This window comes from Thalassospira sp. MCCC 1A02491 (genome assembly GCF_001613785.1).
GTDB lineage: Bacteria > Pseudomonadota > Alphaproteobacteria > Rhodospirillales > Thalassospiraceae > Thalassospira > Thalassospira povalilytica.
On sequence record NZ_LPVX01000012.1, the window covers coordinates 260654 to 285512 of the forward strand.

Here is a 24859-nt window from a genome sequence, read left to right on the forward strand (position 1 = left end):
GGGCGGGCAATTATCATGAAAAAGAAACCCAATCTTTCCAAAGCAGCCCCGTGGCTCAGTGCGATCGGTCTTTTTGTTCTGTGGGAACTGATCGTGCGGATCTTCAATATTCCGCCCTATGTCCTGCCGACCCCGTCCGAAAGCATCATTGTCGGCTGGCAATTCCATGAAGCGATCTGGATGCATGCGGTTCACACGCTTTATACGACCCTTGCGGGCTTTGCCATTGCTGTGGTGTTCGGGGTCATCCTGGGCGCGCTGGTGGGGTCCAGCCGGGCGATTTATGATGCGGCCAACCCGCTTCTGGTCGGGTTCAACTCGGTCCCGAAAGTGGCCCTTGTACCGGTACTGGTCATGTGGTTTGGCATCGGCACCGTGCCGGCCATCATCACCGCGTTTCTGATTTCGTTCTTTCCGATCGTGGTCAATGTCGCCACCGGGCTTGCCACACTGGAACCGGAATTGCGCGATGTGTTGCGCTCTCTTGGTGCCACGCGCACCGACATTCTGGTCAAGGTCGGCTTCCCGCGTGCCATGCCCTATTTCTTTGCATCGCTGAAGGTTGCGATCACGCTGGCCTTTGTCGGATCGGTGATTTCCGAGACCGTGGCATCGAATGTCGGTGTCGGATATCTGATGCTGTCCGCATCGTCGAAATTCAACATGCCGCTGGTCTTTGCCGGATTGCTGGTGATCGCGGTGATGGGCATTGCGATGTACGAGATATTCAACGTCATTGAACGCCGTTCGACCAAATGGGCGAACCGCGGCAACCAGACCACCTGATCCAATCATCAGACCAATAAAAAGGCCGGGTCATCCCGGCCTTTTTTTTCATCATACAATTGCGTCCGGGGACTATCCCAGATGCTGATCAAAGAACGCCATGGTGCGTTCCCAGGCCAGCATGGCGTCTTCGCTGTCATAGCGGCCGCCACTTGGATTGGCAAAGGCGTGATCGGCATCATACCAGAAGAACTGATAGTCCGACTTGCCAGCAATGCGCAGGGATTCCTCGAAACCTTCGACCATTTCCTTGTTGATGCTTTTATCAAGGGTGCCGAAATGCCCCATCAACGGCGCATTGAGGGTTGCGACCTGTTCCGGGGTCTTTTTGACATTGCCGTAATAGACCACAGCAGCATCGATATCGGTGGCAAGGGCAGTATTAAGCGACCATCCGCCGCCAAAGCACCAGCCGACCGAGCCGACCTTGCCCGTTGAGTCCTTGTGATTTCGAAGGAACGCGACCGATGACTGCAACTTGCGGGTTGCGGCAACCGGATCAAGCCCGGCCATCAGTGCCTTGGCCCCGTCGGGCGTGGTTGCAGGTGGTTTGCCATACAGATCAACCGCAAGCGCGATATAGCCCTGTTTGGCATATTCCGCAGCAACCGCGCGGATCTGGTCATTCAGCCCCCACCATTCATGGATCAGAATGACCGTCGGTGCCGGAAGCGTTGCCGGCATGGCGATTTCGGCCATCATGGCGTCGCCTTCGGGGGTCGTAATCGTGACTTTTTCAAGCGTCGACCCAGCCGCATGGGCAAGCATCGGATCGGCAAGAATTACAGCAAGCGGCAGGGCAACAGCACCTTTGAGAAACAGTCGACGGTCTTCGTCGGTCGCCTTGGGCGGCGGACCAAGATGTTCGTGAGAACCACATCCATCAAGCGTACACATGTTCAGGCCTCCTCTGATTCTTGTTTTGCAGAACGTTTATCATTTGCAACCGCACCGGGTTTTGGCAAATGACAATCATGTCATCGACCGGCAAGACCAACCGCCTGGCGGGGCATGATGGCACACCGGTCATCTGGAATGACCCTTATTACGTTCCCGTTCCCCGGCAAGATCATAGCGCATCTGCAATCTTTCAAGAAACTGCAGCTTGCGATTGCGCGTGCCAACTGGTTTAACCAACCCGTAACACGCAATCCATTGCCCCGGGGAGACATAGGGAAACATCATGCGCGATATCGAAACTGTCCTGTTTGATCTTGGTGGGGTTCTTGTCGACTGGGATCCGCGTCACCTGTATCGCAAGATTTTCAACGACCCCGCGGAAATGGAAAAATTCCTGACCGAAGTCTGCCATCCGCACTGGAACTTTTTGCATGACAAGGGCGCGCTGAGCTTTGCCAATTCGATCCCCGATCTTCAGCATCGCTATCCGCACTATCATGACGAAATTGCTGCATGGAACGAACGCTGGCCCGAAATGATGAAAGGCCCGATCGAACGTACTGTCGGCATTCTGGAAGACCTCAAAGCACGCAAGAAAGTCCGCCTGTTTGCCCTGACCAACTGGTCGGCGGAAACATGGCCACATGCGCTGGCACGGTTTGACTTCCTAAATCACTTTGAAGGTATTCTGGTATCGGGGCAGGAAAAGCTTGCCAAACCCGACCCGCAAATTTTCGAACTGGTCTGTGCGCGTTTCAAACTTAACCCGCGCGAAACCCTGTTTATCGATGACAGCGAAAAGAACATCCAGCAGGCCCGCGAAATGGGCTTCATGACCCACTGGTTCCGCGATCCGGTCAAACTGCACCGCGAACTGATCGAAGACCGGGTCTTTTAACCCGACATCACCCCACATCAAATCGACATGACAAAGGGCACCACAGGGTGCCCTTTTGCATTTCAGTCCAAAGACCCGAGATTTATGGTCTGATTTCGGGCTTAGCGGCGCGCTGTTCGCAGGTAATTGGCGAAACATTCACCAAACACGAATTCCCAGCCCGACAGATATCCGTCCCGCAATGCCGGTGCGATATCGCCGACATTTTCCCATGCCCCGTGCTCAAGACGAATGACGCAACGCCCGAAATCATTCAGGCCAAACCGCACATCAATCCGGGTAAAATCGCCAGCATCCCATCCCGGGTGCCAGGTAAAGGCAATCCGTTCACCCGGCTGCCAGATATCGATCCGGCCCCACGGAATGTCGTCCTTGCCTTTGACATGTTCGACAATTTCACCCCCGGCCGCCGGATCAAGGACAATCGCCAGGCAATCCTTTTTGGAAATGGAATGGCTGTCGGTCGGCCACCAGTCCCCGAAGCCTTTGGTAAAGGCATCAAAGGCATCTTCGGGATCGATTGCCATCGTCAATTCAAAACGGATCGGTGCCAGATCCGGGTTTTTAAGCGGCGTCACGGTCACTTTCCCATATTCTGTCAAGAACCACAGGCAAATCATCAAAATGGCTGATCACGGCATGTGCGCCGGATTTATGAAGGGTATCGACATCATGATAGCCCCAGTCGACACCAATCGCGATCATGCCCGCGGCACGGCCCATTTCGATATCATAGCTGGTATCGCCAACAATGACCGCATTGGGCGCATCCACACCGGTTTCCTCAAGAGCAGCCATCAGCATCGCCGGATTGGGCTTTGACGGGTGATTGTCACAGGTCTGAAGCGTTACGAACCGGCCTTCAAGTTCATTCCGGGCCAGTACGGCATCGAGACCGCGACGGGCCTTGCCGGTGGCAACGCCGCTCAGCCACTGGCGACGGTCAAGCTCGGCCAGAACTTCGCGCACACCGGGAAACAGCGGCTCGTGGAAGTCAGGGGTCTGGCGCAGGGTAAAGAACGCCGTCTTGTAGGCCACGGTGATGGCATCAATCAGGGCATCGTCAATACGGTTGGGGGCGGCCAGTTTGGTGATGGCTTCGGGCAGACTCAGACCGATGATCGTGCGGGTATTTTCAAGCCCCGGGCAATCAAGCCCGTTTTGTGCAAAGGCATGGTCCATGCAATGGGAGATCGCATGCTGGCTGTCGACTAGCGTGCCGTCACAATCAAATACGACAAGTCTGAGCGGATCTGTGGTCATGTGGGGTCTTTCATCCTGTCTAACGGAAAGGCAGAACCTAATCCAAAGCCGATCAAAGATCGAGTCCCTGACATCTGCAACCAAGAACCATTTTTTGCTTTGCCCGAAGCACCGGAAACCAATGGTGAAATTTGAACTTCTTCTGATCACCCCAAAGGCGCGCTATACTGTGGTTCTGACCTTTATGACAGCGGAGGCAGGCGATGCTCACGCTACGGGACTGTATAGATTTCAGCGACCTTAAGGAGGAAGAAATTCTCGCGATTGCCGAGTGTGAGCAAATCCCGATTGTGACCGCACTCGAGGAAGGCGAGAGCATGGTTCACACGACGCAAGGCCGCAAGCGCATTGCGTTCATGATCAAAGGTCAGGCTGAAATGTGCGAACGCATGGGAAATACGGTTCATGCCCAGCATCTGAACCGGGTGTATGATGCCTTCATAAAACGTTTCGGCAAAAACTAACATACCGCTTGATAATAAGCTCGAATGTCATTCAACGCCTTTTGGTTTTGACTTCAGACAGGGACGAAAAAGCCGACGCATTGCGTCGGCTTTTCGCGTTATCGGGTCATTTGATCGGGCGTTATTTCTTACGCGCACGCGACGGTTTGGCCTTGGGTTTCGGCTTTTCTTCCTTTTCACGGTGAATTTCCGGGGTCAGGAATTTGGTCGGCGTTTTCGGATCGAAATTCAGCTTTTTCAGCGTTTCGGCAAAATGCGGCGGCACCGGTGCTTCGATCACCACACGATGACCGGTCACCGGATGCGGGAAATCAATCGCGCGCGCATGCAGGTGCATCTGATTGGACAGACCATCGATGAATGCTTTGGCCCCGCCATATTTGCCGTCACCCAGGATCGGGCATTCGATTGCCTCGCAATGAACGCGCAGCTGATGGGTACGACCGGTCAGCGGCGACAGGGCAAGCCAGGCGGCCTTGCGCCCGGCACGATGAAGCTGCCGGAACACGCTTTGCGCCGATTTGCCGAGCTTTTCGTCAATAACCATCTTTTCCCCGCCCTTGCCGGCCAGCTTGGCAAGCGGTGCGTCAATCAGGCCTTCGCGTTCCGCCGGTGCGCCGGTGACAATCGCCCAGTAAAGTTTGCGGGTGGATTTGTCCTTGAACGCCTTGGTCAGGGCATGGGCCGCAGACGCCGAACGGGCCAGCAGCAAAACACCGCTGGTGTCCTTGTCAAGACGATGCACCAGTTTCGGGCGTTCCTTGCTGTCGAGTTTCAGGGCATCGAGCATCCCGTCAACATGCAGACTGGTATTGGTCCCGCCCTGCACCGCCAGACCGGCGGGTTTATTGATCGCCAGCACCATTTCGTCATAGAAAATGACGGAATCGCGCAGGGCCTGAAGCTCTGCCTCGCTGGCATCGGATTTTGACGGACCGGCCTGTTTGCGCTGCTGGACTTCGGCAGGGTTATAGGCACCGTCCTGGGCCCATGGTTCCGAACCGCCACCAGACATTACCGGCACCGGCGGGATGCGGATTTCCTGTCCCGGCTCAACCCGCTGGTTGGCCTTGGCACGTTTGCCATCCACACGGATCTGGCCACCACGCAGAAACTTTTGAACCTGCCCGAATGTAAATTCCGGGCAGTTGCGCTTGAACCAACGATCAAGCCGGATATCGGCCTCGTCAGCTTTGACCTTGCGCAGAGTGACACCACTCATTGCAGAATACCCCTTACCAGCGCCATCGCGCCGAACAATGCCGAAATACCGACCACAACCGAAACAATGACATACAAGGCCGACAGGCCAAGATTGTTTCGTTCATATAGGGTCGCGACATCCAGCGAAAAAGTCGAAAAGGTTGTAAACGCCCCCAGAAAACCGGTCACAAGAAGCGCGCGCATTTCCGGTCCCATCGAAAGTTTCAGGGCCGAAAGTTCGATCAGCGCCCCCATCAGGAAAGATCCCACGATATTGACCGTAAGCGTCCCCCAGGGAAATCCATTGCCCAGCATCGAGCCCATCATGACAGACACACTGTGACGTGCGACCGCACCAACAGCACCCCCAAAGGCAATGGAAGCGATTAACAACGGTGAAAATTGCATGGCGCGGAACCTATTCTTTCAAACATCAAAAGTCACGTGTGAAAACGGCATGGGGCCATGGCAATATCTGAACCCTTTTTCACACCGTAACAAAGCACGCCCTGAAAGGTCATCAGACCCCAGAGCGCACGTATTTTCAATCTTTCAGAATCAGAACAATTCAGGCATCACCCGGACGGCCCCATCCTTCCGACAACATCCGCCAACCAGGCGCGGGTGCGTTTTTCGTTTTGTTGGATATCATCAAGTCCGTACACCGACTGGGCAAACAGGCAGAATGTGATATCACCGCCCTGTTCGGGCAGGATGAATTCGACTTCGACCCAATCCGGGAAATGAAAGACCGGTGTTCTGGCAAGGAAGTAAAGCCGGCCCGGTTTGCCCCCGGGAACGCCGCTCATCAATTGCATGCCATGTGCCGGTGCGGTTTCGATCATCACATCGGCCAATGTAGCCGCCGTCGCATCAAATGACGGGCTTGGCATCGCGCGGTCGGTGCGCGGGGATCGTCCGGGCGGACAGGCAATAAAGAAATTGCGGGCCTGTGGCACCGGTGTTTCCGGTGCAAAGGTGAAGTTGGGCGGGTCACCAGCCGGCAACATATGGTCAATCAGGCCGGTAAAGCGGATAACCACAAATATCCCGGCAAGGACGATCAAACCCCAAACAGCAAACATAACCAGTCGTCTCAATGGCACCACCTGTCTGTTAACGTGCTGTTGGCGGCAGACAACACACGCGGACACGGCACCACAATAATACGGATTGATCCGGAATCAAAATGCCCGACTGGGGAACAGTCGGGCATCACAGGATGCAAACACGGCAATCAGCGAACGGGGGGGGGGAAAGTTGCTTTCGCCGATCACCGGGTTGGCATGGATCGTCAGATCAGTGCGTTGACATCAGGCAACTGATGGCAAGGCCACTGCTTCGACATTGGCAATCGCACGTTCCATGGCTTCTTCGGCATTTACCGCAAAGCCCGACGCGTCGATCACTTCAACATCGGAGATACCGACAAAAGCAAGAACCTGCTTGAGATACGGGGTTGCGAAGTCAGCCGGGCTGTTGACCGGCACGCCACCGGTGGCAACCACCAGATAGGCTTTCTTGCCGCTCAGCAGGCCAACCGGGCCGTTTTCGGTGTATTGGAAGGTCACGCCAACACGTGCAATCAGGTCAACCCAGGCCTTAAGGGTCGAAGGCACGCTGAAGTTATACATCGGCGCGCCGATGACGATAACGTCGGCGGCCTGAACTTCGGCAACCATTTTGTCGGAAACGGCAATCACGTCCTTCTGTGCGTCGGAACGGGACTCTTCGGGGGTGTAGAAAGCGCCAACGGTTTCACCGGTCAGTGCAGTGATTTCCGCGTCATTGGCATCACGCTCAACGACTTTGGCGGACGGATCAGCAGCGACAATGCGCGCGATCAGTTTGGATGCGATCTGGCGGGAGTTGGAATTCTCACCATTCACAGATGCATTCACGTGCAGAATATTGGTCATTTGAGGTCTCCAAAAGCGTGTTCGTTTGTTGACCTGAACCTAACCTGTTCCCTGTTCGGTGTTTATCCCGATACTGGTCACCAGATTGTTTCCAAAATGACGCCATGCAGCATCAGTTCTTGCCGCGCTTTTGTTGCCGTTCCTGACGCAATCGATCGAAATACTCGACCCGTTTTTTCAGATCGCGTTCAAAACCGCGTTCGACCGGCTCATAGAAATTCTGCCGGCGCATGCCTTCGGGGAAATAGTTCTGCCCGGAAAAGCCGTCTTCCTGATCATGGTCATAGGCATATCCGGTCCCGTACCCGATATCCTTCATCAGTTTGGTCGGTGCATTCAGGATATGGGCCGGCGGCATCAGAGACCCTGTTTCACGCGCAATCTTGAGCGATTTCTTATAGGCCGAATATCCGGCATTCGATTTCGGCGCCAGTGCGAGATAAATCACCGCCTGCGCCAGGGCTAGCTCGCCTTCCGGGCTGCCAAGCCGTTCATAGGATTCCCAGGCACCGATGCAAAATTGCTGGGCCTGCGGATCGGCAAGGCCGATATCCTCGACCGCCATACGAGTCAGGCGACGGGCGACGAATTTGGGATCTTCGCCCCCAGCCAGCATGCGGTTGAACCAGTAAAGGGCCGCATCCGGGTCCGAACCGCGAATGGATTTATGCAATGCACTGATCAGGTTGTAATGACTGTCATCGCCCTTGTCATAGATCGGCATGCGCTTTTGCACGGTGCGGGCCAGTTCGGCCACACCCAGCGGGCCATCATCGCTGGTGTCGCTGGGCGGCATGGAAAACAGTTCTTCGGCAAGGTTCAGCAAATAGCGCCCGTCCCCGTCGGCCATGGCACGCAAGGTTTCGCGGGCCTCGGGCGTTACCGGAAGATCAAACCCCATTTCCTTTTCGGACCGCACCAGAAGTTCTTCAAGCCCCTGATCATCGAGGCGTTTGAGAACAAGCACCTGACAGCGCGACAACAGGGCGGCATTCAGCTCGAATGACGGGTTTTCGGTCGTCGCACCGATCAGGGTGATGGTGCCATCTTCGACATAGGGCAGGAAACTGTCCTGCTGGGCCTTGTTGAAACGATGGATTTCATCGATGAACAACAGGGTTGCGCCACCGGTTGACCGGCGGCCACGGGCACGTTCGAACACCTTGCGCAGGTCCGACACCCCCGAAAAGATCGCCGAAAGCGGTTCAAACGCCATGTCGGCAACATCGGCCATCAGACGCGCCAATGTCGTCTTACCGCAGCCGGGCGGCCCCCACAGAATGACCGAGGGCACCCGCCCGGTTTTGATCATGCGCGTGATCGGACCGTCATCGCCAAACAGATGCCCCTGCCCGACCACCTCGTCAAGCTTGGCGGGGCGCAGTCTGTCGGCCAAGGGCCGGGTTACCTGACTTTCAAACAGGGATGGCATGAACGGTCTTCTCGTTACGGGTGGCGGTTACAGGGTAAACTCGCCTGTCAAAACCTTGCCATCGCGTTTGACCGCGATTTTCCAGTCCCGACCGCGCTGGCCTGCTTTGACAACTTCCTTCAGGCGGGCGACCGAGTCAATCTTCTGACCATTGATTTCAACAATATAATCGCCGGCCTGAAGCCGTGCACGCCGCGCCAGACTGTCACGGGCAACGCCAAGGATCACCACCCCTTCGCTCAGCGTATCAACGCCAAGCTCATCGGCCAGTGCCGGGTTCATATTGGCAACCTTTGCGCCGCTGAACGGGTTGGTGCCTTCAATCACACTTTCATCGCGTGCCGGTTCTTCCGGGGCGACTTCGAGCGGCATCGACAGGATGGTTTCCTTGCCACGGCGCAGCACCGTCAGTTTGGCACTGCCATCAAGTTCCAGTGTCGCGATCCGGAATTTGAGTTCATTGGGATTGTCGACCGGAAGTCCATTGACCGCCACAACCACATCCCCGGCCAGCAGACCGCCACGCTGGGCCGGGCTGCCATCACGGATCGCACTGATCAAAACACCATGCGGACGATCAAGTTCAAGCGAACTTGCCAGATCGGCCGTCACTGCCTGACCGGTGGCCCCAATCCACGGACGGCGCAAATCGCCACTGATCAGGCCACGCATCACGACCTTGACCATATTGACCGGCACGGCAAACCCGATGCCGTTTGATCCGCCCGATTTGGTAAAGATCGCCGAATTGACCCCGATCAGCTTGCCATCGATATCAATCAGCGCCCCGCCCGAGTTGCCCGGGTTGATCGCGGCATCGGTCTGGATAAAGGATTGATAATCCTGTCCGGTGACACCGGCGCGTGCAAGGGCCGAGACAATCCCGCTGGTCACCGTCTGTCCAACCCCGAACGGGTTACCGATGGCAAGAACAAGATCACCGACTTCGACCGCATCGGAATCCCCGAAACTGATCGCTGGCAATGCGGTTTCAACCCCGCGCAATTTCAGAACCGCCAGATCGGTACGTTCATCCGACCCGACAAGGTCGGCATCAAATTCACGGTTGTCATGCAACACAACACGAATTTCGCTGGCACCATCAATCACATGATGGTTGGTCACAATGGTCCCGTCGCCCGAAACAATCACCCCGGACCCCAATGAACGTTCAACCCGCTGGCGCGGTGCCCCGAAAGCACCGCCAAACCGTTCGCCAAAGAATTGCTTGAAGAACGGATCATTGAAGAACGGGGTGCGCTGGCGCTGCTCGACCACCTTTTTGGTGTAGATATTGACCACTGCCGGGGCCGTCTGTTTGACCAGTGGCGAGAAAGACATCTTGATCTCGGCCTGGCTGGTGGGCAGGCGCCTGTCGTCATTCTGGATGTTGTTCTGGGCATGTGCCGGGTTCAAACCGGCAACCGAACCAAGGGCCAGAACGGCGATTGTGAAAATGGTGGGAATCCATCTTGCCTGCACGACACACTCTCTCTTTTTCGTCAAACAGTTCGGGGATGCGACCGCATTCCGCGTAGCAAATGCTCAATTAGGAAAACAAGGACTGCCGCGCAACCTTGGCAGAAATATGAACAATGTCACAGCCTTGCGAGATTGCCCGGTGACCGGGCCATCGAGGGATTGCAAAGCGCCAAAAGAAAACGGGCGACACCGTATGGCATCGCCCGTTTCTGTTTCTTAAAGGCCGAAGCGTTGCTTATTCAGCAGCTGATTCTTCGCCTTCGCCCTCTGCTTCGAGGCGAGCGCGGTCAGCCGCGCCTTTTGCTTCGACGTTGCGATCGACAAGTTCGATCACAGCCACCGGAGCCGCATCGCCGTAACGGAAGCCAGCCTTGAGAACGCGGGTGTAACCACCGGAACGCTCTTTGTAGCGGTCAGCGATTTCGCCGAACAGCTTGGCAACGACTTTATCGTCACGCAGGATCGAAATAGCCTGACGGCGTGCATGCAGGTCGCCCCGCTTGCCCAGCGTAATCAGTTTTTCGACATACGGGCGAAGATCCTTGGCCTTCGGAAGAGTGGTTTTGATCTGCTCGTGGGTGAGCAGCGAAACTGCCATGTTGGCAAACATCGCCTTACGATGGGACGAAGTACGATTAAGCTTACGGCCTTGCATACCGTGACGCATGGTAACTCTCCTAAATAGCCTGGCTTCGCTCACGAAACCGATTGTAAAACCGCGCCGCCACCCTGATCACTTTATACAAAGGCCAGGTCATGCACGTGCGGTGTGGGCAACTCGCCCGCCGGATGCCCAAACAACTGGGTTATCCGGTTTGGAACACGGATGTTCCGATAACGGCCCGAAGGCCGAAGACCCGTTCTTAGAACGGATCTTCGAACTTGCGAGCAAGTTCTTCGATGTTTTCCGGCGGCCAACCGCCGACTTCCATACCGAGATGCAGGCCCATCTGAGCCAGCACGTCTTTGATTTCGTTCAGCGACTTACGGCCGAAGTTCGGCGTACGCAGCATTTCTGCTTCGGTCTTCTGAACAAGATCACCGATATAGATGATGTTGTCGTTCTTCAGGCAGTTTGCCGAACGTACCGACAGTTCAAGCTCGTCAACCTTACGAAGAAGGTTACGGTTGAACGGCAATTCGTCTTCTTTCTTCTCTTCGACAACCGCTTCCGGCTCTTCGAAGTTGACGAACAGAGACAGCTGGTCCTGAAGGATACGGGCAGCAAGTGCAACCGAATCTTCCGGGGTCAGTGCGCCGTTGGTTTCAACGGTCAGCGACAGCTTGTCAAAATCGGTATCCTGACCAACACGGGTGTTTTCCACCTTGTAGGCCACTTTACGGATCGGGCTGAAGATCGCATCGATCGGAATAAGACCGATCGGCGCATCCGAAGAGCTGTGTGCGCTGGCTGCGACATAGCCTTTACCGTTATCAACGGTAAATTCGATGTTGAGCGTAGCACCATCGTCAAGATGGCAAAGTTCGAGATCCGGGTTAAGGATTTCGATATCAGCGCCGGTTTCGATCTGACCTGCGGTGACGGCACCCGGGCCGGTCGCCTTCAAGGTCATTTTCTTCGGACCTTCTGCATGCATACGCACGCCCATGGTCTTGATGTTCAGGATGATGTCGGTAACATCTTCACGCACACCCGGAATCGACGAAAATTCGTGCAATACACCGTCGATCTGGATCGCAGTCACCGCCGAACCCTGGAGCGACGACAGCAGAATGCGACGCAGCGCGTTACCCAGAGTCTGACCAAAACCGCGCTCCAGCGGTTCCGCCACGATCGTACCGATGCGGCTGGCATCTGTACCCGGAGTAACATCAAGCTTCGTCGGCTTAATCAGTTCCTGCCAGTTCTTTTGAATCACGAGACCCACCTTCGCAACTGGAGCCTATGGTAAGGAGGACAAAAATCTGCCCTCGCGAGAAACGCGAAGGGGCCCGGCGTATCCGGGCCCAAACGCGGGGTCGTCCGCAAAGATCGACGCGATTAGACGCGACGACGTTTACGCGGACGGCAACCGTTGTGCGGAATCGGCGTTACGTCTTTGATCGACGTAATGGTGAAACCGACAGCCTGAAGCGCACGCAGTGCAGATTCACGTCCCGAACCCGGGCCTTTAACCTGTACTTCGAGGGTTTTCATGCCGTGTTCAGCAGCTTTTTTACCTGCGTCTTCGGCAGCCATCTGTGCAGCATACGGAGTCGATTTACGCGAACCGCGGAAACCCATACCACCAGCGGTCGACCAGGAAATGGTGTTACCCTGAACGTCGGTGATGGTGATCATGGTGTTGTTGAAGGTCGCGTTTACGTGCGCGATACCATTCGTAATGTTCTTGCGCTCGCGGCGACGGACGCGAGTCTGAGGAGCTTTCGCCATTGTCGTTCCCCTACCTTACTTCTTCTTGCCAGCAATCGGCTTAGCCGGGCCCTTACGGGTGCGAGCGTTGGTGTGGGTACGCTGACCGCGTACCGGGAGACCGCGACGATGACGGAGACCGCGGTAGCAGCCCAGATCCATCAGACGTTTAATGTTCATTGCGGTTTCACGACGAAGGTCGCCTTCAACGGTGTAATCAGCGTCGATGACTTCACGAACCTTGAGAACCTGGTCATCAGAAAGCTGATGAACGCGGGTTGCTGCTTCGATTCCGACCTTTTCGCAAATTTCTTTAGCTTTCGCCGGGCCAATGCCGGTGATGTAGGTAAGCGCAATCACGACGCGCTTCGCGGTCGGGATATTTACGCCAGCAATACGAGCCACTGTGTGAGACTCCTGTTTCCTGTTAACAAACCCAAGGGCAGATCCGGTAGGGTAGAGCGTTGCAAAAGCGGGCCAGCATCACTGCCAACCCGCAAGCAAAAAGCGCCCTGCCCGGGAAATTACCCCAGGATGGCTTCAATCTCGCGCGTAACTTCGTCGATTTCGGCCATCCCGTCAACTGTTTTCAGCTTACCGACCTTTTCATAGTAAGGAATGATCGGTGCTGTTTGCTTGTGATAAGCTTCCAGTCGCGATGTGACCGTCTCGGCGTTGTCATCCGCACGGCGTTTGAATTCAGTGCCGCCACATACGTCGCAGACACCTTCTTCAGCGGGTTTCTGGAACTCGTCGTGATAGCCCTGCCCGCATTTTGCACAAGTATAGCGGCCGACAATGCGGGCCACCAGTGCTGCGTCATCGACGCGCAGTTCAATCACATAGTCAAGTGCCAGACCTTTGGCTTCCAGCATGATGTCCAGGGCTTCTGCCTGGGCAGTCGTGCGCGGGAAACCGTCCAGAATGAAACCGCCTTTGGTATCATCCTGGTCAAGTCGTTCGGAAATCAGACCGATCATCAGATCGTCGGATACGAGCTGCCCCGCATCCATGACTTCCTTTGCCTTCAATCCCAGTTCCGTTCCGGCAGAAACTGCCGCGCGGAGCATGTCACCAGTCGAAAGCTGGATCATGCCGCGTCCCGTTTCGAGACGCTTGGCCTGGGTGCCTTTCCCTGCACCGGGAGGGCCAAGAAGGATAATGTTCATTGTCGTCCCCCTGAATTCCGTGGCCGCTCTTATCGGCGGCGACCACGCAGTTTGGATTTCTTGATCAGGCCTTCATACTGATGCGCCAGCATATGAGACTGGATCTGAGCAACGGTATCCATGGTTACCGTGACTACGATCAGGAGGCTAGTCCCACCAAAGTAGAAGGGCACAGACCATTCCGCGATCAGCAGTTCCGGCAGGATACAGACGAATGCGAGATACGCTGCACCGATCACCGTCAGGCGGGTCAGGATGAAATCAAGATAGTTCGCGGTATTTTTACCCGGACGGATGCCCGGAATAAAGCCACCGTGTTTTTTCAGGTTGTCTGCCGTATCTTCCGGGTTGAACACAACCGCGGTGTAGAAGAAGGCAAAGAAGACGATCAGACCGATATAAAGCGCGATATAGAGCGGCTGGCCACGGCCAAGCAATGCGGTCGCGGTCGTCAGCCATTCCGGCGCGTTGCCACCGGCGGTGAACTGCGCAACCGACAGCGGCATCAGCAGAAGCGAGCTTGCAAAGATCGGCGGGATAACACCGGCAGTGTTGATCTTGAGCGGCAGGTGCGAGCTCTGACCTTCCATGACCTTCATGCCGACCTGGCGTTTCGGGTACTGGATCAGAACACGGCGCTGCGCACGTTCAACAAAGACGATGAAGGCAATAACAGCAACCGCCAGAATGATGATTGCAACAATCACCAGAGCGGAAATCGCGCCGGTACGGCCCAGTTCCAGGGTGCCGGCAATCGCGCTGGGCAGACCGGCAACAATACCGGTGAAGATGATCAGCGAAATGCCGTTACCGATGCCGCGCTGGGTGATCTGTTCACCAAGCCACATCAGGAACATGGTGCCACCAACCAGCGTCACAACAGCGGTAAAGCGGAAGAACATGCCCGGATCATGAACAGCAGCTCCGGTCGAACCGGTCATGCTTTCAAGACCAACAGCAATGCCCCATGCCTGAACCGTTGCGATCAGCACCGTCAGATAGCGGGTATATTGATTAATCTTTTTACGACCCTGCTCGCCTTCTTTCTTGAGCTGCTCAAGAGACGGCGAAACAGTCGTCATCAACTGAATGATAATGGAGGCCGAGATATACGGCATGATATTCAGCGCAAAGATCGTCATACGACCCAGCGCACCACCGGCGAACATGTCAAACATGCCCAGAACGCCGCCCGCATTCTGACGGAAAATGTCAGCAAGAATGGACGGGTCAACACCAGGAACCGGAATATAGGTTCCAAGACGGTAAACAATAAGCGCGCCCAAAGTGAACCAGATACGCTTTTTAAGCTCGGTCGACTTTGAAAAAGCAGACCAATTCAGGTTCGCGGCAAGCTGCTCGGCGGCGGATGCCATGCACTCATCTCCCAATACACATAAACTGGAGGGTCCGGTCCCGTAAATTAATGGAACCGGACCCTCACGAAGTCATTCTAGCTTATTCTGCGTTATCTGCAGCGACCGGCGCAAGAACCTTGACCGAGCCACCGACTTTCTCAACAGCTTCGACAGCTGCTTTGGAAGCACCGGAGATCTCGATGTTCAGTTTCGCTTTCAGTTCGCCTTTAGCAAGAAGGCGCAGACCGTCTTTCTGCGGACGGGCAAGACCTTTTTCCGCAAGAACAGCGATGGTGACATTTGAACCTTCTTCAAGAACACCGTTATCAACGGCAGTCTGAAGGGTACCAAGGTTCACAACACCGAACTGTTTCTTGAACGGGTTTTTGAAGCCGCGTTTCGGAAGACGGCGATAGACCGGCATCTGCCCGCCTTCGAAGCCATTGATGGCTACACCTGAACGGGACTTTTGACCCTTCTGACCTGCGCCAGAAGTTTTGCCTTTGCCCGAACCGATGCCGCGACCGACGCGGGTGCGCGCCTTGCGGGCACCCGGGTTATCGGCAAGTTCGTTGAGTTTCATCGTTCAACACCTTTTCGATCTGGGGTCAATCAAGCCTCGTCCACACGGACGAGGTGCTTGACCTTTGCGATCATACCGCGAACAGCTGGGGTATCTTCCAGCTCACGAGTCCGGTGCAGTTTGTTCAGGCCAAGACCAACAAGGGTCTGGCGCTGATCAGCCGGACGTCCGATCGGCGAACCCGTCTGGGTAACGCGAACGGTCGCTTTTTTCTTAGCAGCCATATCGAATTACTCCTTTTCGAGAACGGCGGCAGCAGCCGAACCGCTATCGCGACGGGCAACGACGTCACCGACTTTCAGGCCACGCTTTGCAGCGACCTGACGCGGGGATGCACCGTTGACCAGAGCGTCAAGGGTTGCGCGGATCACGTTATGCGGGTTGTTCGAACCGGTACATTTGGACACAACGTCCTGAACGCCCATGGTTTCGAAGACCGCACGCATCGCACCGCCAGCGATGATACCGGTACCAGCCGGAGCCGAGCGAAGGATAACCTTGCCTGCACCGAAATGGCCCTGCGTATCATGGTGAAGGGTACGACCTTCACGAAGCGGAACGCGGATCATGTTGCGTTTAGCAGCTTCGGTAGCCTTGCGGATCGCTTCCGGAACTTCACGGGCTTTACCCGTGCCGTATCCGACGCGACCGCGCTGGTCACCGACAACTACCATTGCGGAGAAAGCAAAGCGACGACCGCCCTTAACGACTTTCGCGACGCGGTTGATACCAACCAGCTTGTCGACGAGTTCGTTTTCTTCACGGGCTTTCGGTGCCTGCTGCTGTTGATTCTGGTTACGTGCCATGGTCGTGCTCCTTAGAAGTCCAGACCGCCCTCACGGGCGGCATCGGCCAGAGCTTTCACCCGGCCATGGAACAGATACCCGCCACGATCGAAAACGACCGTTTTCACACCAGCTTTCACTGCGCGCTCGGCAATGGCTTTGCCAACCAGAGCAGCGGCTTCGGCATTGCTGCCTTTCGCCTTCAGATCTTTTTCGGCGGTCGAAGCTGCTACCAGGGTGGTACCAGCGACGTCGTCGATGATCTGTGCATAGATGTGAGCGTTCGAACGGTGCACGCTGAGGCGCGGGCGACCGGCCGCTTTCTGGCGGATCGCAAAACGAACGCGACGCTTGCGGCGTTCGAAAAGGCTTCTCACGTTTTTCATCGTGCCAGTCCTTACTTCTTCTTGCCTTCTTTGCGCAAGATATACTCGCCTTCGTAGCGGACACCTTTGCCTTTGTAAGGCTCCGGACCGCGCCAGCCGCGTGCATTTGCAGCGAACTGACCGACAAGCTGTTTATCTGCGCCAGAGATGGCGATAAGGGTCGGCTTTTCAGCAACGACGTTCAGACCCGCAGGGATCTCCATTTCAACGTCGTGTGAGAAGCCAAGCTGCAGAACCAGGTTCTTGCCCTGTACCTGCGCACGGTAACCAACACCGGTGATTTCCAGTTTCTTGGTGAACCCTTCCGAAACCCCGGTGACGAGGTTGGCGATATTCGCACGGGTGGTACCCCAAAGGGCACGGGCGCGCTTGCTATCGTTGTTCGGTTTCACGAAGATCTGGTTATCTTCCTGGGTGACGGATACGTCCGAGGTCAGAGGCAGGTTAAGCTCACCGAGCTTGCCCTTTGCACTGATCTGCTCTTCGGTCAAGGTGATGGTAACGCCGCTAGGCACGACCACCGGATTTTTTCCTACTCGCGACATCGTTGGCTCCCCTTAGAATACTTTGCAGAGGATTTCGCCGCCGACATTCTGCTCGCGAGCTTCCTGATCCGAGAGAACCCCTTTCGGAGTGGACAGGACTGCGATGCCGAGACCGTTGTATACTTTCGGAAGATCTTTGATCTTCGAGTATACGCGACGGCCCGGGGTCGAGACGCGGTCGATCTGCTTGATCACTGCATCGCCCTCAAAATATTTGAGTTCGATGGTGATTTCGCTGACGCCCTTGCGAATTTCATTAACGTTATAACCGCGGATGTAACCTTCGCGCTGGAGAACATCCAGCACACCGGTACGCAGTTTCGAAGCCGGCGAGACAACGCTGGATTTACCAACGCGCTGACCGTTACGGATACGCGTGAGCATATCACCGACTGGATCAGTCATCGACATGTGATGTCCTCCTTACCAGCTCGACTTCACCATGCCCGGAATCTGACCACGCGAAGCAAGTTCACGAAGGGCGATACGGGACAGGCGGAATTTGCGATAGACACCGCGCGGACGACCGGATACCTGGCAGCGAATACGCTGACGGATACGAGCCGAGTTACGCGGCAGCTGGGCGAGTTTCATCACAGCCACGATACGATCCTCAGGGGACGTCTCGCGATTTGCGATAACCGCTTTGAGGGCGGCACGCTTGGCAGCATAGCGCTTTGCCAGGCGTTCACGTTTGAGTTCACGCTCTACTGAGCTTTTCTTGGCCATGGGCCAACCTCCGTTAGTTTCCGAACGGAAGATCAAAACCCTTAAGAAGGGCAAGAGCTTCGGCGTCGGACTTAGCCGTGGTACAAATGATAATGTCCATCCCGCGGACAGAGTCGACTTTGTCATACTCTACTTCAGGAAAGACGAACTGTTCCTTCAAGCCCATGGCAAAGTTGCCACGACCATCAAAGGATTTTTTGTTCAGGCCGCGGAAGTCACGAACGCGCGGAAGCGCGATGGTGACCAGGCGGTCCAGGAACTCAAACATACGGTCGCGACGCAGGGTCACTTTACAACCGATGTTCATACCTTCACGCAGCTTGAAAGCCGCAACCGACTTTTTCGCTTTGGTGAAGACAGGCTTCTGACCGGTGATTGCAGCGAGATCCGCAGCAGCACCTTCCAGCTTTTTGCGATCCTGGGTGGCGTCGCCGACACCCATGTTGATCACGATCTTTTCGAGGCGCGGAATCTCCATGGTGTTCTCGTAGGAGAACTCCTTCTGGAGTGCGTCACGCACCACTTCTTTGTAATGTTCGCGCAGGCGCGTCATTTTTCCGTCCCTCAGTTGTCGATGACTTCGCCGCTGAGCTTCGCGAAGCGAACCTTGCGACCGTCATCGAGGGTCTTGAAACCGACGCGGGTCGGCTTGTTTTCTTTCGGGTCGACAATCGCGATGTTGGAAACAGCAATTTTTGCTTCCTTCTCGACGATGCCACCGGCATCAGCACCGGTCGGGCGCTGGTGACGTTTCACCAGATTGATGCCCGATACCAGAACCTTGTTCTCGGCCGGGAAAGCGGCGAGAACCTCGCCGGTCTTCCCTTTGTCTTTACCCGTCAGAACAATGACGCGGTCGCCCTTTTTAATCTTGGCAGCCATTACAGCACCTCCGGAGCGAGCGAAATGATCTTCATGTAACCTTTGGAACGAAGTTCGCGGGTTACCGGGCCAAAAATACGCGTGCCGATCGGCTCGCCGTTCGCATTAATGAGAACGGCAGCGTTGCGGTCAAAGCGGATCGCCGAGCCATCGGCACGACGGATTTCCTTTGCGGTGCGAACGATGACAGCTTTGTGAACTGCACCCTTCTTTACGCGACCGCGCGGGATGGCTTCCTTGACGGAAACCACGATAACATCACCAACGTGAGCGGTTTTGCGCTTCGAGCCGCCCAGCACCTTGATGCACTGGACGCGGCGAGCGCCGCTGTTGTCGGCGACGTCCAGATTGGACTGCATCTGGATCATGGGTTTACCCCTTGACTATGATTGGGCTGAGGACTCACTCCTCGACCACTACTTCCCAAGACTTCAACTTCGAGATCGGCTTGCATTCGCGAATGCGAACTACGTCACCCGTTTTGAAGCGGTTCTCTTCATCGTGCGCGTGGAATTTCTTCGACTTACGCACGTACTTTTTATACAGCGGGTGCATGACCTGGCGTTCCACACGGACCACCACGGTCTTGTCGTTTTTGGTCGAAACGACTGTCCCCTGCAATACACGCCTCGGCATGTGTGTTTACTCCTCTGCGTGTCCAGTTTAGGCCGCGGTCGCACCCTTCTCGTTACCGAGAAGGGTTTTGATGCGGGCGATATCACGACGGACCTGGCGGACCCGCGCAGTGTTCTCAAACTGACCGGAAGCCTGCTGGAATCGCATGTTGAACGATTCTTTACGCAGGTCCAGCAGCAGCTGTTTCAGTTCGTCAGCGCTTTTAGCGCGGAGATCAGCAATTTTCATCACTAATTACTCCCCTTCACCAAGACGGGTGACAAACTTGGTCTTGATCGGCAGTTTTGCCGATGCCAGCTCGAAAGCGCGGCGTGCAAGATCCAACGGAACACCGTCGAGTTCAAACATGATCCGACCCGGTTTAACGCGTGCCGCCCAATATTCAGGCGAGCCTTTACCTTTACCCTGACGGACTTCGGCAGGCTTCTGCGAGACCGGGAGATCCGGGAAAACGCGAATCCACACACGACCCTGACGGCGGATGTGGCGGGTGATCGCGCGGCGAGCCGCTTCGATCTGACGCGCCGTTATACGCTCAGGCTCCAAGGCTTTCAAGCCATAAGCGCCGAAATTAAGATCCGTACCACCCTTGGCTTCACCTTTAAGGCGGCCTTTGTGGGCTTTACGGAACTTTGTACGTTTCGGAGAAAGCATATCTGGATCTCCTTACTTACGGCTGGAACCAGCCGACTCGAGAGCTTTACGCTCCGATGCCAGCGGATCATGTGCCATGATTTCGCCCTTGAAGATCCAGACCTTCAGACCGCAAACACCATAGGTGGTGTGTGCTTCTGAAGTTCCGTAATCCACGTCCGCACGCAGCGTGTGCAGCGGAACGCGACCTTCACGATACCATTCGGTACGGGCGATTTCTGCGCCACCAAGACGACCAGCAGCATTAATACGAATGCCACCGGCACCGAGACGCATTGCGTTCTGAACCGAGCGCTTCATAGCGCGACGGAACGAAACACGGCGCTCAAGCTGCTGGGCGATGTTGTCAGCGACCAGCTTGGCATCGATTTCCGGCTTGCGGATTTCGATGATGTTAACCTGCACTTCGGCATTTGCCAGCTTCTGCAGATCGTTCTTGAGCTTCTCGATGTCCTGGCCTTTTTTCCCGATCACAACGCCCGGACGAGCGGTGTGGATCGAAATGCGGGCTTTCTTCGCCGGACGTTCGATAATCACCTTCGAAACACCAGCCTGCTTGAGGCGGTCGAAGATGAATTTACGGATCGCAAGATCTTCATGAAGAAGACCAGCGAAATCGGACTTGTTGGCGTACCAGCGGGAATCCCAGGTACGGTTAATGCCAACGCGCAGACCGATCGGATTTACTTTCTGACCCATTACTCGGCCTCCTCACGTTCGCAAACGACGATGCGCATGTTGGAGAACGGCTTCAGGATCTTGCCAACACGACCGCGTGCACGGGCGCGCCAACGTTTCATCACGAAGGCCTTACCAACAGATGCCTCTTTAACATAGAGACGGTCGACATCGAGCTGATGGTTGTTTTCGGCGTTAGCAATTGCCGATTCCAGCAGCTTTTTGACGTCCTGCGAAATACGTTTGTTGGAGAAGGTCAGTTCTGCCAAAGCAGCTTCTGCCTTCAAACCACGGATCGACTCGGCGACGAGGTTGAGCTTACGCGGGGAAATGCGTACTGCCCGGAGCGAAGCCGCAGCCTCGTTATCCGCCAGCCGACGGATGTCAGCTTTCTTACCCATCGTTACTTCCTCTTCGCCTTTTTGTCGGCCGCGTGACCATAGTAGGTACGGGTCGGCGAGAATTCACCGAACTTGTGACCAATCATGTCTTCGGTCACCAGCACCGGCAAGAATTTCTGGCCATTGTAAACCCCAAAGGTGAGGCCTACGAATTGCGGCAGAATCGTCGAACGCCGCGACCAGGTCTTAATTACCTCATTCCGGCCTGAGGCACGGACAGTATCGGCTTTCTTAAGAAGGTATCCGTCAACAAACGGACCCTTCCAAACGGAACGCGCCATAGTCTAGCCTCCTCCGTTAGCTCTTGTGACGACGGCGCATGATGAGCGCGTCGGTCTTCTTGTTCGAGCGGGTACGTTTGCCCTTGGTAGGCTTGCCCCACGGCGTAACCGGGTGACGACCACCCGAAGTACGACCTTCACCACCACCATGCGGGTGATCGATCGGGTTCATGGCAACACCACGAACCGAAGGACGCTTGCCGAGCCAGCGATTACGGCCGGCTTTACCAAGGTTAGTGTTCTGATGGTCCGGGTTGGACACGGCACCGATGGTTGCCATGCATTCACCACGTACCAAACGTACCTCACCGGAGGACAGCTTAAGCTGGGCGTAACCCTGGTCCTTACCAACGAGCTGCACGTATGCACCTGCTGAACGTGCGATCTGACCACCTTTACCGGCTTTCAGTTCGACGTTATGGACAATGGTACCGACCGGAATGTTCTTCAGCGGTGCGGCGTTACCCGGCTTAATGTCTACGCGTTCAGCGGCAACAACGTTGTCGCCGACAGCGAGACGCTGCGGTGCGAGGATGTAGGCCAGCTCGTCGTCGGAATAACGAACCAGTGCGATGAACGCAGTACGGTTCGGATCATATTCCAAACGCTCGACGGTACCGACGACGTCAAACTTGGTACGTTTGAAGTCGATGAGACGGTAACGACGTTTGTGACCACCACCAATACGGCGGGCGGTGATACGACCAGTGTTGTTACGGCCACCTTTCTTGCGAAGACCTTCGGTCAACGCTTTGATCGGCTTGCCCTTGTGGAGATCGGAACGATCCACGAGAACCAGCTGACGGCGACCAGGAGAGGTTGGTTTAAACTTCTTCAAAGCCATTGTCTTAGATTCCCGTAGTCACGTCGATGGACTGACCCTCTTCGAGGGTTACCATCGCTTTCTTGAAATCACTCCGACGACCGGAAACACCGCGAAAACGCTTGGTCTTTCCTTTTACCACAGAGGTATTGACCGCCTTGACCTTCACCCCGAACAGACCTTCCACAGCAGCCTTGATCTCCGGCTTGGTGGCGTCGATCGCAACTTTGAACGCAACTGCGTTGTGTTCAGAAATCAGCGTCGACTTTTCAGTGATATGCGGGGCGCGGATGACTTCGTACATCCGCTCTTTGCTGATGATCGTCATTTGAGACGTGCCTCCAACGCTTCGACCGCACCCTTGGTCAGCACCAGGGTGTCACGGCGCAGGATGTCATAGACGTTAGCACCGATCTCCGGGAGCACGTCAATCTGCGGGATGTTGCGCGCTGCGCGTGCAAAACCTTCGTTGACCTGCGCACCATCGATGATCAGTGCAGATTTCCAGCCGAGCTTACCAAAAGCTGCGACCAGATTCTTGGTTTTGGCGTCCGAGAATTCCGCGTTATCAAGAACGATAAGCTTGCCGTCCTTTGCTTTAGCCGACAGAGCGGTTTTAAGCGCGAGTTTACGGAACTTCTTGGTCAGATCGTGTGCGTGGTCGCGAACGCGCGGACCGTGCACGGTACCACCACCACGGAACTGTGCAGCCTTACGGGAACCGTGACGTGCACCGCCACTACCCTTCTGACGCACGAATTTTTTCGTGGTTGCGGAAACTTCCGACTTTTCCTTCACCTTGTGGGTACCGGCGCGGCGTTTTGCCAGCTGCCAGTTCACCATGCGGTGCAGGACGTCACGACGTACTTCCAGACCAAAGATCTCTTCTGCGAGATCAATGTTGCCTGCCTTGGAAGCGTCAAGTTTGAGAATGTCGAGCTTCATGATGCTTATTCCTTATCCTCGGCGACAGCTTCTTCAGCAGCCGGGGCAGCACCCTTGAGCGCGGCCGGGAACGGAAGACCTTCCGGTGCAGCACGCTTCACGGCATCCTTGACAAGGACGTAGGCGCCCTTGTGACCCGGAACTGCACCGTGGATCAGGATCAGGCCTTTGTCGGCGTCAGAAGCGACAACCTTAAGGGACTGAACAGTCACACGTGCGGCACCGAGGTGACCAGCCATCTTCTTACCTTTGAAGACGCGGCCCGGATCCTGGCACTGACCGGTGGAACCATGCGAACGGTGGGAAATCGACACACCGTGCGACGCACGCAGACCACCGAAGTTATGACGCTTCATCGCACCGGCAAAACCTTTACCGATGGAAGTGCCGATTACGTCAACGTACTGGCCTTCAACGAAGTGAGCGGCAGAAAGTTCTGCACCAACTTCAATCAGGCCTTCTTCGCTAACGCGGAATTCAGCAAGTTTGGCTTTCGGCTCAACCTTGGCTTTGGCGAAATGGCCACGCATCGGCTTGGATACGTTTTTCACTTTCGCTTTGCCATAACCAAGCTGAACAGCGACGTAGCCGTCGGTGTCGTTGGTACGGTTGGCGACAACCTGAAGATCTTCGACCTTCAGAACGGTTACAGGAAGGTGGGAACCATCGTCTTTGAAGACGCGGGTCATGCCAACCTTCTGGGTAATAAGTCCACTACGCATTGCGGCTTACTCCCGATTAAAGTTTGATCTCGACGTCGACGCCGGCAGCCAGATCGAGCTTCATCAAAGCATCGACGGTCTGCGGGGTCGGGTCGACAATGTCGAGAAGACGCTTGTGCGTACGGATTTCGAACTGTTCACGCGATTTCTTATCGATGTGCGGAGACCGCAGAACAGTGTATTTTTCAATGCGGGTCGGCAGCGGAATCGGGCCGCGGACCTCTGCGCCAGTGCGCTTCGCCGTATTGACGATCTCGCGCGTGGACTGATCCAGCACGCGATGGTCAAACGCCTTCAGGCGAATGCGAATGTTCTGACTATCCATGTAATTATGTACCGGAGCCCTCAAAAGGACACCGGCCCCTCAACTGGAGTTGACGATTGCCGCAAAAGTGTTGCGGGCGGCTTACATAGCCGCCCGCTTCACAAAGATCAAGAGAAAAAATTACTCGATGATCTTGGCAACAACGCCCGCGCCGACGGTACGACCGCCTTCACGGATTGCGAAACGCAGACCTTCGTCCATTGCGATCGGTGCAATGAGGGTCGCGGTCATCTGGA

At 55.6% G+C, this 24859-nt stretch carries 40 protein-coding genes; 3 read left to right on the top strand and 37 right to left on the bottom strand.

Features of this window, described 5'->3' with window-relative positions; genetic code table 11:
- Positions 1 to 15: 15 nt before the first annotated feature.
- A complete protein-coding gene (locus AUQ42_RS06375) occupies positions 16 to 786 on the top strand; it encodes an ABC transporter permease (RefSeq protein ID WP_068518242.1) in 771 nt (256 codons plus the stop codon).
- A gap of 72 nt (positions 787 to 858) precedes the next feature.
- Here AUQ42_RS06375 and AUQ42_RS06380 read toward each other — a convergent pair whose 3' ends face one another.
- Positions 859 to 1683, bottom strand: coding sequence for a dienelactone hydrolase family protein (locus tag AUQ42_RS06380; protein ID WP_068518243.1), 825 nt, complete (start codon positions 1681 to 1683; stop codon positions 859 to 861).
- A gap of 286 nt (positions 1684 to 1969) precedes the next feature.
- Between AUQ42_RS06380 and AUQ42_RS06385 the strand changes: the two genes are divergently transcribed.
- On the top strand, positions 1970 to 2584 hold the full coding sequence (locus AUQ42_RS06385; RefSeq protein WP_068518244.1) for an HAD family phosphatase: 615 nt from the start codon (positions 1970 to 1972) through the stop codon (positions 2582 to 2584).
- A 101-nt stretch (positions 2585 to 2685) separates the two neighbouring features.
- Here the strand turns inward: AUQ42_RS06385 and AUQ42_RS06390 are convergent, their stop codons facing one another.
- Both AUQ42_RS06390 and AUQ42_RS06395 read right to left on the bottom strand, forming a co-directional pair.
- Positions 2686 to 3162: a hypothetical protein gene (locus AUQ42_RS06390; protein WP_068518245.1), complete on the bottom strand. Its 477-nt coding sequence runs from the start codon at positions 3160 to 3162 to the stop codon at positions 2686 to 2688.
- A complete protein-coding gene (locus AUQ42_RS06395) occupies positions 3149 to 3847 on the bottom strand; it encodes an HAD-IA family hydrolase (RefSeq protein ID WP_068518246.1) in 699 nt (232 codons plus the stop codon). The genes AUQ42_RS06390 and AUQ42_RS06395 overlap by 14 nt, the downstream gene beginning before the upstream one ends.
- 203 nt (positions 3848 to 4050) lie before the next feature.
- Here AUQ42_RS06395 and AUQ42_RS06400 point away from each other — a divergent pair, with 203 nt between their 5' ends.
- Entirely contained in the window at positions 4051 to 4311 is a 261-nt protein-coding gene (locus AUQ42_RS06400; RefSeq protein ID WP_068518247.1) for a hypothetical protein, read from the top strand.
- Positions 4312 to 4432: 121 nt separating this feature from the next.
- Here AUQ42_RS06400 and AUQ42_RS06405 read toward each other — a convergent pair whose 3' ends face one another.
- The 34 genes from AUQ42_RS06405 to AUQ42_RS15625 form a co-directional block, all read right to left on the bottom strand.
- Positions 4433 to 5533 carry an RluA family pseudouridine synthase gene (locus tag AUQ42_RS06405; RefSeq protein ID WP_068518248.1) on the bottom strand — a complete coding sequence of 367 codons (1101 nt, stop codon included), beginning with the start codon at positions 5531 to 5533 and terminating at the stop codon, positions 4433 to 4435.
- Positions 5530 to 5922, bottom strand: coding sequence for a fluoride efflux transporter CrcB (gene crcB / locus AUQ42_RS06410; protein WP_068518249.1), 393 nt, complete (start codon positions 5920 to 5922; stop codon positions 5530 to 5532). Before crcB ends, AUQ42_RS06405 begins: the two co-directional genes overlap by 4 nt.
- Positions 5923 to 6089: 167 nt before the next feature.
- Positions 6090 to 6599, bottom strand: coding sequence for a DUF1499 domain-containing protein (locus tag AUQ42_RS06415; RefSeq protein WP_068518250.1), 510 nt, complete (start codon positions 6597 to 6599; stop codon positions 6090 to 6092).
- A gap of 228 nt (positions 6600 to 6827) precedes the next feature.
- Positions 6828 to 7433: an FMN-dependent NADH-azoreductase gene (locus AUQ42_RS06420; RefSeq protein ID WP_068518251.1), complete on the bottom strand. Its 606-nt coding sequence runs from the start codon at positions 7431 to 7433 to the stop codon at positions 6828 to 6830.
- Between the two features lie 112 nt (positions 7434 to 7545).
- On the bottom strand, positions 7546 to 8865 hold the full coding sequence (locus tag AUQ42_RS06425; RefSeq protein WP_068518252.1) for a replication-associated recombination protein A: 1320 nt from the start codon (positions 8863 to 8865) through the stop codon (positions 7546 to 7548).
- A 27-nt stretch (positions 8866 to 8892) separates the two neighbouring features.
- Positions 8893 to 10347 (bottom strand): DegQ family serine endoprotease, encoded by a 1455-nt coding sequence (locus tag AUQ42_RS06430; protein WP_068518253.1) that lies wholly within the window; start codon positions 10345 to 10347, stop codon positions 8893 to 8895.
- Between the two features lie 235 nt (positions 10348 to 10582).
- Positions 10583 to 11014, bottom strand: coding sequence for a 50S ribosomal protein L17 (gene rplQ / locus AUQ42_RS06435; RefSeq protein WP_068518254.1), 432 nt, complete (start codon positions 11012 to 11014; stop codon positions 10583 to 10585).
- A 196-nt stretch (positions 11015 to 11210) separates the two neighbouring features.
- The gene (locus tag AUQ42_RS06440) at positions 11211 to 12227 is read right to left on the bottom strand and encodes a DNA-directed RNA polymerase subunit alpha (RefSeq protein ID WP_068518255.1); all 1017 of its coding nucleotides are present in this window, start codon (positions 12225 to 12227) and stop codon (positions 11211 to 11213) included.
- A 122-nt stretch (positions 12228 to 12349) separates the two neighbouring features.
- On the bottom strand, positions 12350 to 12742 hold the full coding sequence (rpsK, locus tag AUQ42_RS06445) for a 30S ribosomal protein S11 (RefSeq protein ID WP_044828432.1): 393 nt from the start codon (positions 12740 to 12742) through the stop codon (positions 12350 to 12352).
- Between the two features lie 15 nt (positions 12743 to 12757).
- Positions 12758 to 13126, bottom strand: coding sequence for a 30S ribosomal protein S13 (gene rpsM / locus AUQ42_RS06450; RefSeq protein WP_068518256.1), 369 nt, complete (start codon positions 13124 to 13126; stop codon positions 12758 to 12760).
- A 119-nt stretch (positions 13127 to 13245) separates the two neighbouring features.
- Positions 13246 to 13890 carry an adenylate kinase gene (locus tag AUQ42_RS06455; RefSeq protein WP_068518257.1) on the bottom strand — a complete coding sequence of 215 codons (645 nt, stop codon included), beginning with the start codon at positions 13888 to 13890 and terminating at the stop codon, positions 13246 to 13248.
- Positions 13891 to 13919: 29 nt separating this feature from the next.
- Positions 13920 to 15266 (bottom strand): preprotein translocase subunit SecY, encoded by a 1347-nt coding sequence (secY, locus tag AUQ42_RS06460; protein WP_068518258.1) that lies wholly within the window; start codon positions 15264 to 15266, stop codon positions 13920 to 13922.
- An 82-nt stretch (positions 15267 to 15348) separates the two neighbouring features.
- Positions 15349 to 15831, bottom strand: coding sequence for a 50S ribosomal protein L15 (gene rplO, locus AUQ42_RS06465; RefSeq protein WP_068518259.1), 483 nt, complete (start codon positions 15829 to 15831; stop codon positions 15349 to 15351).
- A 29-nt stretch (positions 15832 to 15860) separates the two neighbouring features.
- Complete coding sequence (gene rpmD / locus AUQ42_RS06470) at positions 15861 to 16055, bottom strand: 50S ribosomal protein L30 (RefSeq protein WP_007091489.1); 195 nt, start codon at positions 16053 to 16055, stop codon at positions 15861 to 15863.
- Positions 16056 to 16061: 6 nt separating this feature from the next.
- Positions 16062 to 16637, bottom strand: a complete 576-nt coding sequence (gene rpsE / locus AUQ42_RS06475) for a 30S ribosomal protein S5 (protein WP_008892191.1) — start codon at positions 16635 to 16637, stop codon at positions 16062 to 16064.
- A gap of 11 nt (positions 16638 to 16648) precedes the next feature.
- The gene (gene rplR, locus AUQ42_RS06480) at positions 16649 to 17002 is read right to left on the bottom strand and encodes a 50S ribosomal protein L18 (RefSeq protein WP_068518260.1); all 354 of its coding nucleotides are present in this window, start codon (positions 17000 to 17002) and stop codon (positions 16649 to 16651) included.
- 11 nt (positions 17003 to 17013) lie between these two features.
- Complete coding sequence (gene rplF, locus AUQ42_RS06485; protein WP_068518261.1) at positions 17014 to 17547, bottom strand: 50S ribosomal protein L6; 534 nt, start codon at positions 17545 to 17547, stop codon at positions 17014 to 17016.
- A gap of 12 nt (positions 17548 to 17559) precedes the next feature.
- The gene (rpsH, locus tag AUQ42_RS06490) at positions 17560 to 17958 is read right to left on the bottom strand and encodes a 30S ribosomal protein S8 (RefSeq protein ID WP_068518262.1); all 399 of its coding nucleotides are present in this window, start codon (positions 17956 to 17958) and stop codon (positions 17560 to 17562) included.
- A gap of 12 nt (positions 17959 to 17970) precedes the next feature.
- Positions 17971 to 18276: a 30S ribosomal protein S14 gene (rpsN, locus tag AUQ42_RS06495; protein ID WP_068518263.1), complete on the bottom strand. Its 306-nt coding sequence runs from the start codon at positions 18274 to 18276 to the stop codon at positions 17971 to 17973.
- Positions 18277 to 18289: 13 nt separating this feature from the next.
- Positions 18290 to 18829, bottom strand: a complete 540-nt coding sequence (rplE, locus tag AUQ42_RS06500; protein WP_068518264.1) for a 50S ribosomal protein L5 — start codon at positions 18827 to 18829, stop codon at positions 18290 to 18292.
- A gap of 11 nt (positions 18830 to 18840) precedes the next feature.
- Complete coding sequence (gene rplX / locus AUQ42_RS06505; protein WP_068518265.1) at positions 18841 to 19158, bottom strand: 50S ribosomal protein L24; 318 nt, start codon at positions 19156 to 19158, stop codon at positions 18841 to 18843.
- A complete protein-coding gene (rplN, locus tag AUQ42_RS06510) occupies positions 19158 to 19526 on the bottom strand; it encodes a 50S ribosomal protein L14 (RefSeq protein WP_033067181.1) in 369 nt (122 codons plus the stop codon). The genes rplX and rplN overlap by 1 nt, the downstream gene beginning before the upstream one ends.
- Positions 19527 to 19560: 34 nt before the next feature.
- Positions 19561 to 19794: a 30S ribosomal protein S17 gene (rpsQ, locus tag AUQ42_RS06515; RefSeq protein WP_008892183.1), complete on the bottom strand. Its 234-nt coding sequence runs from the start codon at positions 19792 to 19794 to the stop codon at positions 19561 to 19563.
- 27 nt (positions 19795 to 19821) lie between these two features.
- Entirely contained in the window at positions 19822 to 20022 is a 201-nt protein-coding gene (gene rpmC, locus AUQ42_RS06520) for a 50S ribosomal protein L29 (RefSeq protein WP_008892182.1), read from the bottom strand.
- Positions 20023 to 20028: 6 nt separating this feature from the next.
- Entirely contained in the window at positions 20029 to 20448 is a 420-nt protein-coding gene (gene rplP / locus AUQ42_RS06525) for a 50S ribosomal protein L16 (RefSeq protein WP_068518266.1), read from the bottom strand.
- A gap of 12 nt (positions 20449 to 20460) precedes the next feature.
- On the bottom strand, positions 20461 to 21147 hold the full coding sequence (gene rpsC, locus AUQ42_RS06530) for a 30S ribosomal protein S3 (protein ID WP_068518267.1): 687 nt from the start codon (positions 21145 to 21147) through the stop codon (positions 20461 to 20463).
- A complete protein-coding gene (gene rplV, locus AUQ42_RS06535) occupies positions 21147 to 21527 on the bottom strand; it encodes a 50S ribosomal protein L22 (protein WP_068518268.1) in 381 nt (126 codons plus the stop codon). Before rplV ends, rpsC begins: the two co-directional genes overlap by 1 nt.
- A 2-nt stretch (positions 21528 to 21529) precedes the next feature.
- Positions 21530 to 21808, bottom strand: a complete 279-nt coding sequence (gene rpsS, locus AUQ42_RS06540) for a 30S ribosomal protein S19 (RefSeq protein WP_008892178.1) — start codon at positions 21806 to 21808, stop codon at positions 21530 to 21532.
- Positions 21809 to 21824: 16 nt separating this feature from the next.
- Positions 21825 to 22652, bottom strand: coding sequence for a 50S ribosomal protein L2 (rplB, locus tag AUQ42_RS06545; protein WP_068518269.1), 828 nt, complete (start codon positions 22650 to 22652; stop codon positions 21825 to 21827).
- Positions 22653 to 22656: 4 nt separating this feature from the next.
- Positions 22657 to 22959, bottom strand: coding sequence for a 50S ribosomal protein L23 (locus tag AUQ42_RS06550; protein ID WP_068518270.1), 303 nt, complete (start codon positions 22957 to 22959; stop codon positions 22657 to 22659).
- Positions 22956 to 23576: a 50S ribosomal protein L4 gene (gene rplD / locus AUQ42_RS06555; RefSeq protein WP_068518271.1), complete on the bottom strand. Its 621-nt coding sequence runs from the start codon at positions 23574 to 23576 to the stop codon at positions 22956 to 22958. The genes AUQ42_RS06550 and rplD overlap by 4 nt, the downstream gene beginning before the upstream one ends.
- A gap of 5 nt (positions 23577 to 23581) precedes the next feature.
- Positions 23582 to 24298 (bottom strand): 50S ribosomal protein L3, encoded by a 717-nt coding sequence (rplC, locus tag AUQ42_RS06560; protein WP_068518272.1) that lies wholly within the window; start codon positions 24296 to 24298, stop codon positions 23582 to 23584.
- A gap of 16 nt (positions 24299 to 24314) precedes the next feature.
- Entirely contained in the window at positions 24315 to 24623 is a 309-nt protein-coding gene (gene rpsJ, locus AUQ42_RS06565) for a 30S ribosomal protein S10 (RefSeq protein ID WP_007091508.1), read from the bottom strand.
- Between the two features lie 120 nt (positions 24624 to 24743).
- The coding region (locus AUQ42_RS15625) for an elongation factor Tu (RefSeq protein WP_082817764.1) at positions 24744 to 24859 on the bottom strand (116 nt) is incomplete at its 5' end.

Excerpts from the sequence above, each read along its gene's own strand:
- AUQ42_RS06405 (WP_068518248.1), bottom strand. The coding sequence starts at position 5,533 with ATGAGTGGTGTCACTCTGCGCAAGGTCAAAGCTGACGAGGCCGATATC.
- rpsH (WP_068518262.1), bottom strand. The coding sequence starts at position 17,958 with ATGTCGATGACTGATCCAGTCGGTGATATGCTCACGCGTATCCGTAAC.
- rpmC (WP_008892182.1), bottom strand. The coding sequence starts at position 20,022 with ATGAAAATTGCTGATCTCCGCGCTAAAAGCGCTGACGAACTGAAACAG.
- rpsQ (WP_008892183.1), bottom strand. The coding sequence starts at position 19,794 with ATGCCGAGGCGTGTATTGCAGGGGACAGTCGTTTCGACCAAAAACGAC.
- rplE (WP_068518264.1), bottom strand. The coding sequence starts at position 18,829 with ATGACGCGCCTGCGCGAACATTACAAAGAAGTGGTGCGTGACGCACTC.
- AUQ42_RS06380 (WP_068518243.1), bottom strand. The coding sequence starts at position 1,683 with ATGTGTACGCTTGATGGATGTGGTTCTCACGAACATCTTGGTCCGCCG.
- AUQ42_RS06550 (WP_068518270.1), bottom strand. The coding sequence starts at position 22,959 with ATGACGATCATCAGCAAAGAGCGGATGTACGAAGTCATCCGCGCCCCG.
- AUQ42_RS06400 (WP_068518247.1), top strand. The coding sequence starts at position 4,051 with ATGCTCACGCTACGGGACTGTATAGATTTCAGCGACCTTAAGGAGGAA.
- rplD (WP_068518271.1), bottom strand. The coding sequence starts at position 23,576 with ATGAAGCTCGACATTCTCAAACTTGACGCTTCCAAGGCAGGCAACATT.
- rplR (WP_068518260.1), bottom strand. The coding sequence starts at position 17,002 with ATGAAAAACGTGAGAAGCCTTTTCGAACGCCGCAAGCGTCGCGTTCGT.
- rpsE (WP_008892191.1), bottom strand. The coding sequence starts at position 16,637 with ATGGCACGTAACCAGAATCAACAGCAGCAGGCACCGAAAGCCCGTGAA.
- rplN (WP_033067181.1), bottom strand. The coding sequence starts at position 19,526 with ATGATCCAGATGCAGTCCAATCTGGACGTCGCCGACAACAGCGGCGCT.
- rpsJ (WP_007091508.1), bottom strand. The coding sequence starts at position 24,623 with ATGGATAGTCAGAACATTCGCATTCGCCTGAAGGCGTTTGACCATCGC.
- rpmD (WP_007091489.1), bottom strand. The coding sequence starts at position 16,055 with ATGGCTGCTAAGAAAAAAGCGACCGTTCGCGTTACCCAGACGGGTTCG.
- AUQ42_RS06455 (WP_068518257.1), bottom strand. The coding sequence starts at position 13,890 with ATGAACATTATCCTTCTTGGCCCTCCCGGTGCAGGGAAAGGCACCCAG.
- rpsK (WP_044828432.1), bottom strand. The coding sequence starts at position 12,742 with ATGGCGAAAGCTCCTCAGACTCGCGTCCGTCGCCGCGAGCGCAAGAAC.
- rplQ (WP_068518254.1), bottom strand. The coding sequence starts at position 11,014 with ATGCGTCACGGTATGCAAGGCCGTAAGCTTAATCGTACTTCGTCCCAT.
- rpsC (WP_068518267.1), bottom strand. The coding sequence starts at position 21,147 with ATGGGTCAGAAAGTAAATCCGATCGGTCTGCGCGTTGGCATTAACCGT.
- rplP (WP_068518266.1), bottom strand. The coding sequence starts at position 20,448 with ATGCTTTCTCCGAAACGTACAAAGTTCCGTAAAGCCCACAAAGGCCGC.
- rplC (WP_068518272.1), bottom strand. The coding sequence starts at position 24,298 with ATGCGTAGTGGACTTATTACCCAGAAGGTTGGCATGACCCGCGTCTTC.
- AUQ42_RS06375 (WP_068518242.1), top strand. The coding sequence starts at position 16 with ATGAAAAAGAAACCCAATCTTTCCAAAGCAGCCCCGTGGCTCAGTGCG.
- rpsN (WP_068518263.1), bottom strand. The coding sequence starts at position 18,276 with ATGGCCAAGAAAAGCTCAGTAGAGCGTGAACTCAAACGTGAACGCCTG.
- secY (WP_068518258.1), bottom strand. The coding sequence starts at position 15,266 with ATGGCATCCGCCGCCGAGCAGCTTGCCGCGAACCTGAATTGGTCTGCT.
- AUQ42_RS06420 (WP_068518251.1), bottom strand. The coding sequence starts at position 7,433 with ATGACCAATATTCTGCACGTGAATGCATCTGTGAATGGTGAGAATTCC.
- crcB (WP_068518249.1), bottom strand. The coding sequence starts at position 5,922 with ATGCAATTTTCACCGTTGTTAATCGCTTCCATTGCCTTTGGGGGTGCT.
- rplV (WP_068518268.1), bottom strand. The coding sequence starts at position 21,527 with ATGGGTAAGAAAGCTGACATCCGTCGGCTGGCGGATAACGAGGCTGCG.
- rplO (WP_068518259.1), bottom strand. The coding sequence starts at position 15,831 with ATGAAACTCAACGAACTTGCCGATAACCCGGGTGCCCGCAAGGCGCGC.
- rplX (WP_068518265.1), bottom strand. The coding sequence starts at position 19,158 with ATGGCTGCCAAGATTAAAAAGGGCGACCGCGTCATTGTTCTGACGGGT.
- AUQ42_RS06415 (WP_068518250.1), bottom strand. The coding sequence starts at position 6,599 with ATGTTTGCTGTTTGGGGTTTGATCGTCCTTGCCGGGATATTTGTGGTT.
- AUQ42_RS06425 (WP_068518252.1), bottom strand. The coding sequence starts at position 8,865 with ATGCCATCCCTGTTTGAAAGTCAGGTAACCCGGCCCTTGGCCGACAGA.
- AUQ42_RS06385 (WP_068518244.1), top strand. The coding sequence starts at position 1,970 with ATGCGCGATATCGAAACTGTCCTGTTTGATCTTGGTGGGGTTCTTGTC.
- AUQ42_RS06395 (WP_068518246.1), bottom strand. The coding sequence starts at position 3,847 with ATGACCACAGATCCGCTCAGACTTGTCGTATTTGATTGTGACGGCACG.
- rpsS (WP_008892178.1), bottom strand. The coding sequence starts at position 21,808 with ATGGCGCGTTCCGTTTGGAAGGGTCCGTTTGTTGACGGATACCTTCTT.
- rplB (WP_068518269.1), bottom strand. The coding sequence starts at position 22,652 with ATGGCTTTGAAGAAGTTTAAACCAACCTCTCCTGGTCGCCGTCAGCTG.
- rplF (WP_068518261.1), bottom strand. The coding sequence starts at position 17,547 with ATGTCGCGAGTAGGAAAAAATCCGGTGGTCGTGCCTAGCGGCGTTACC.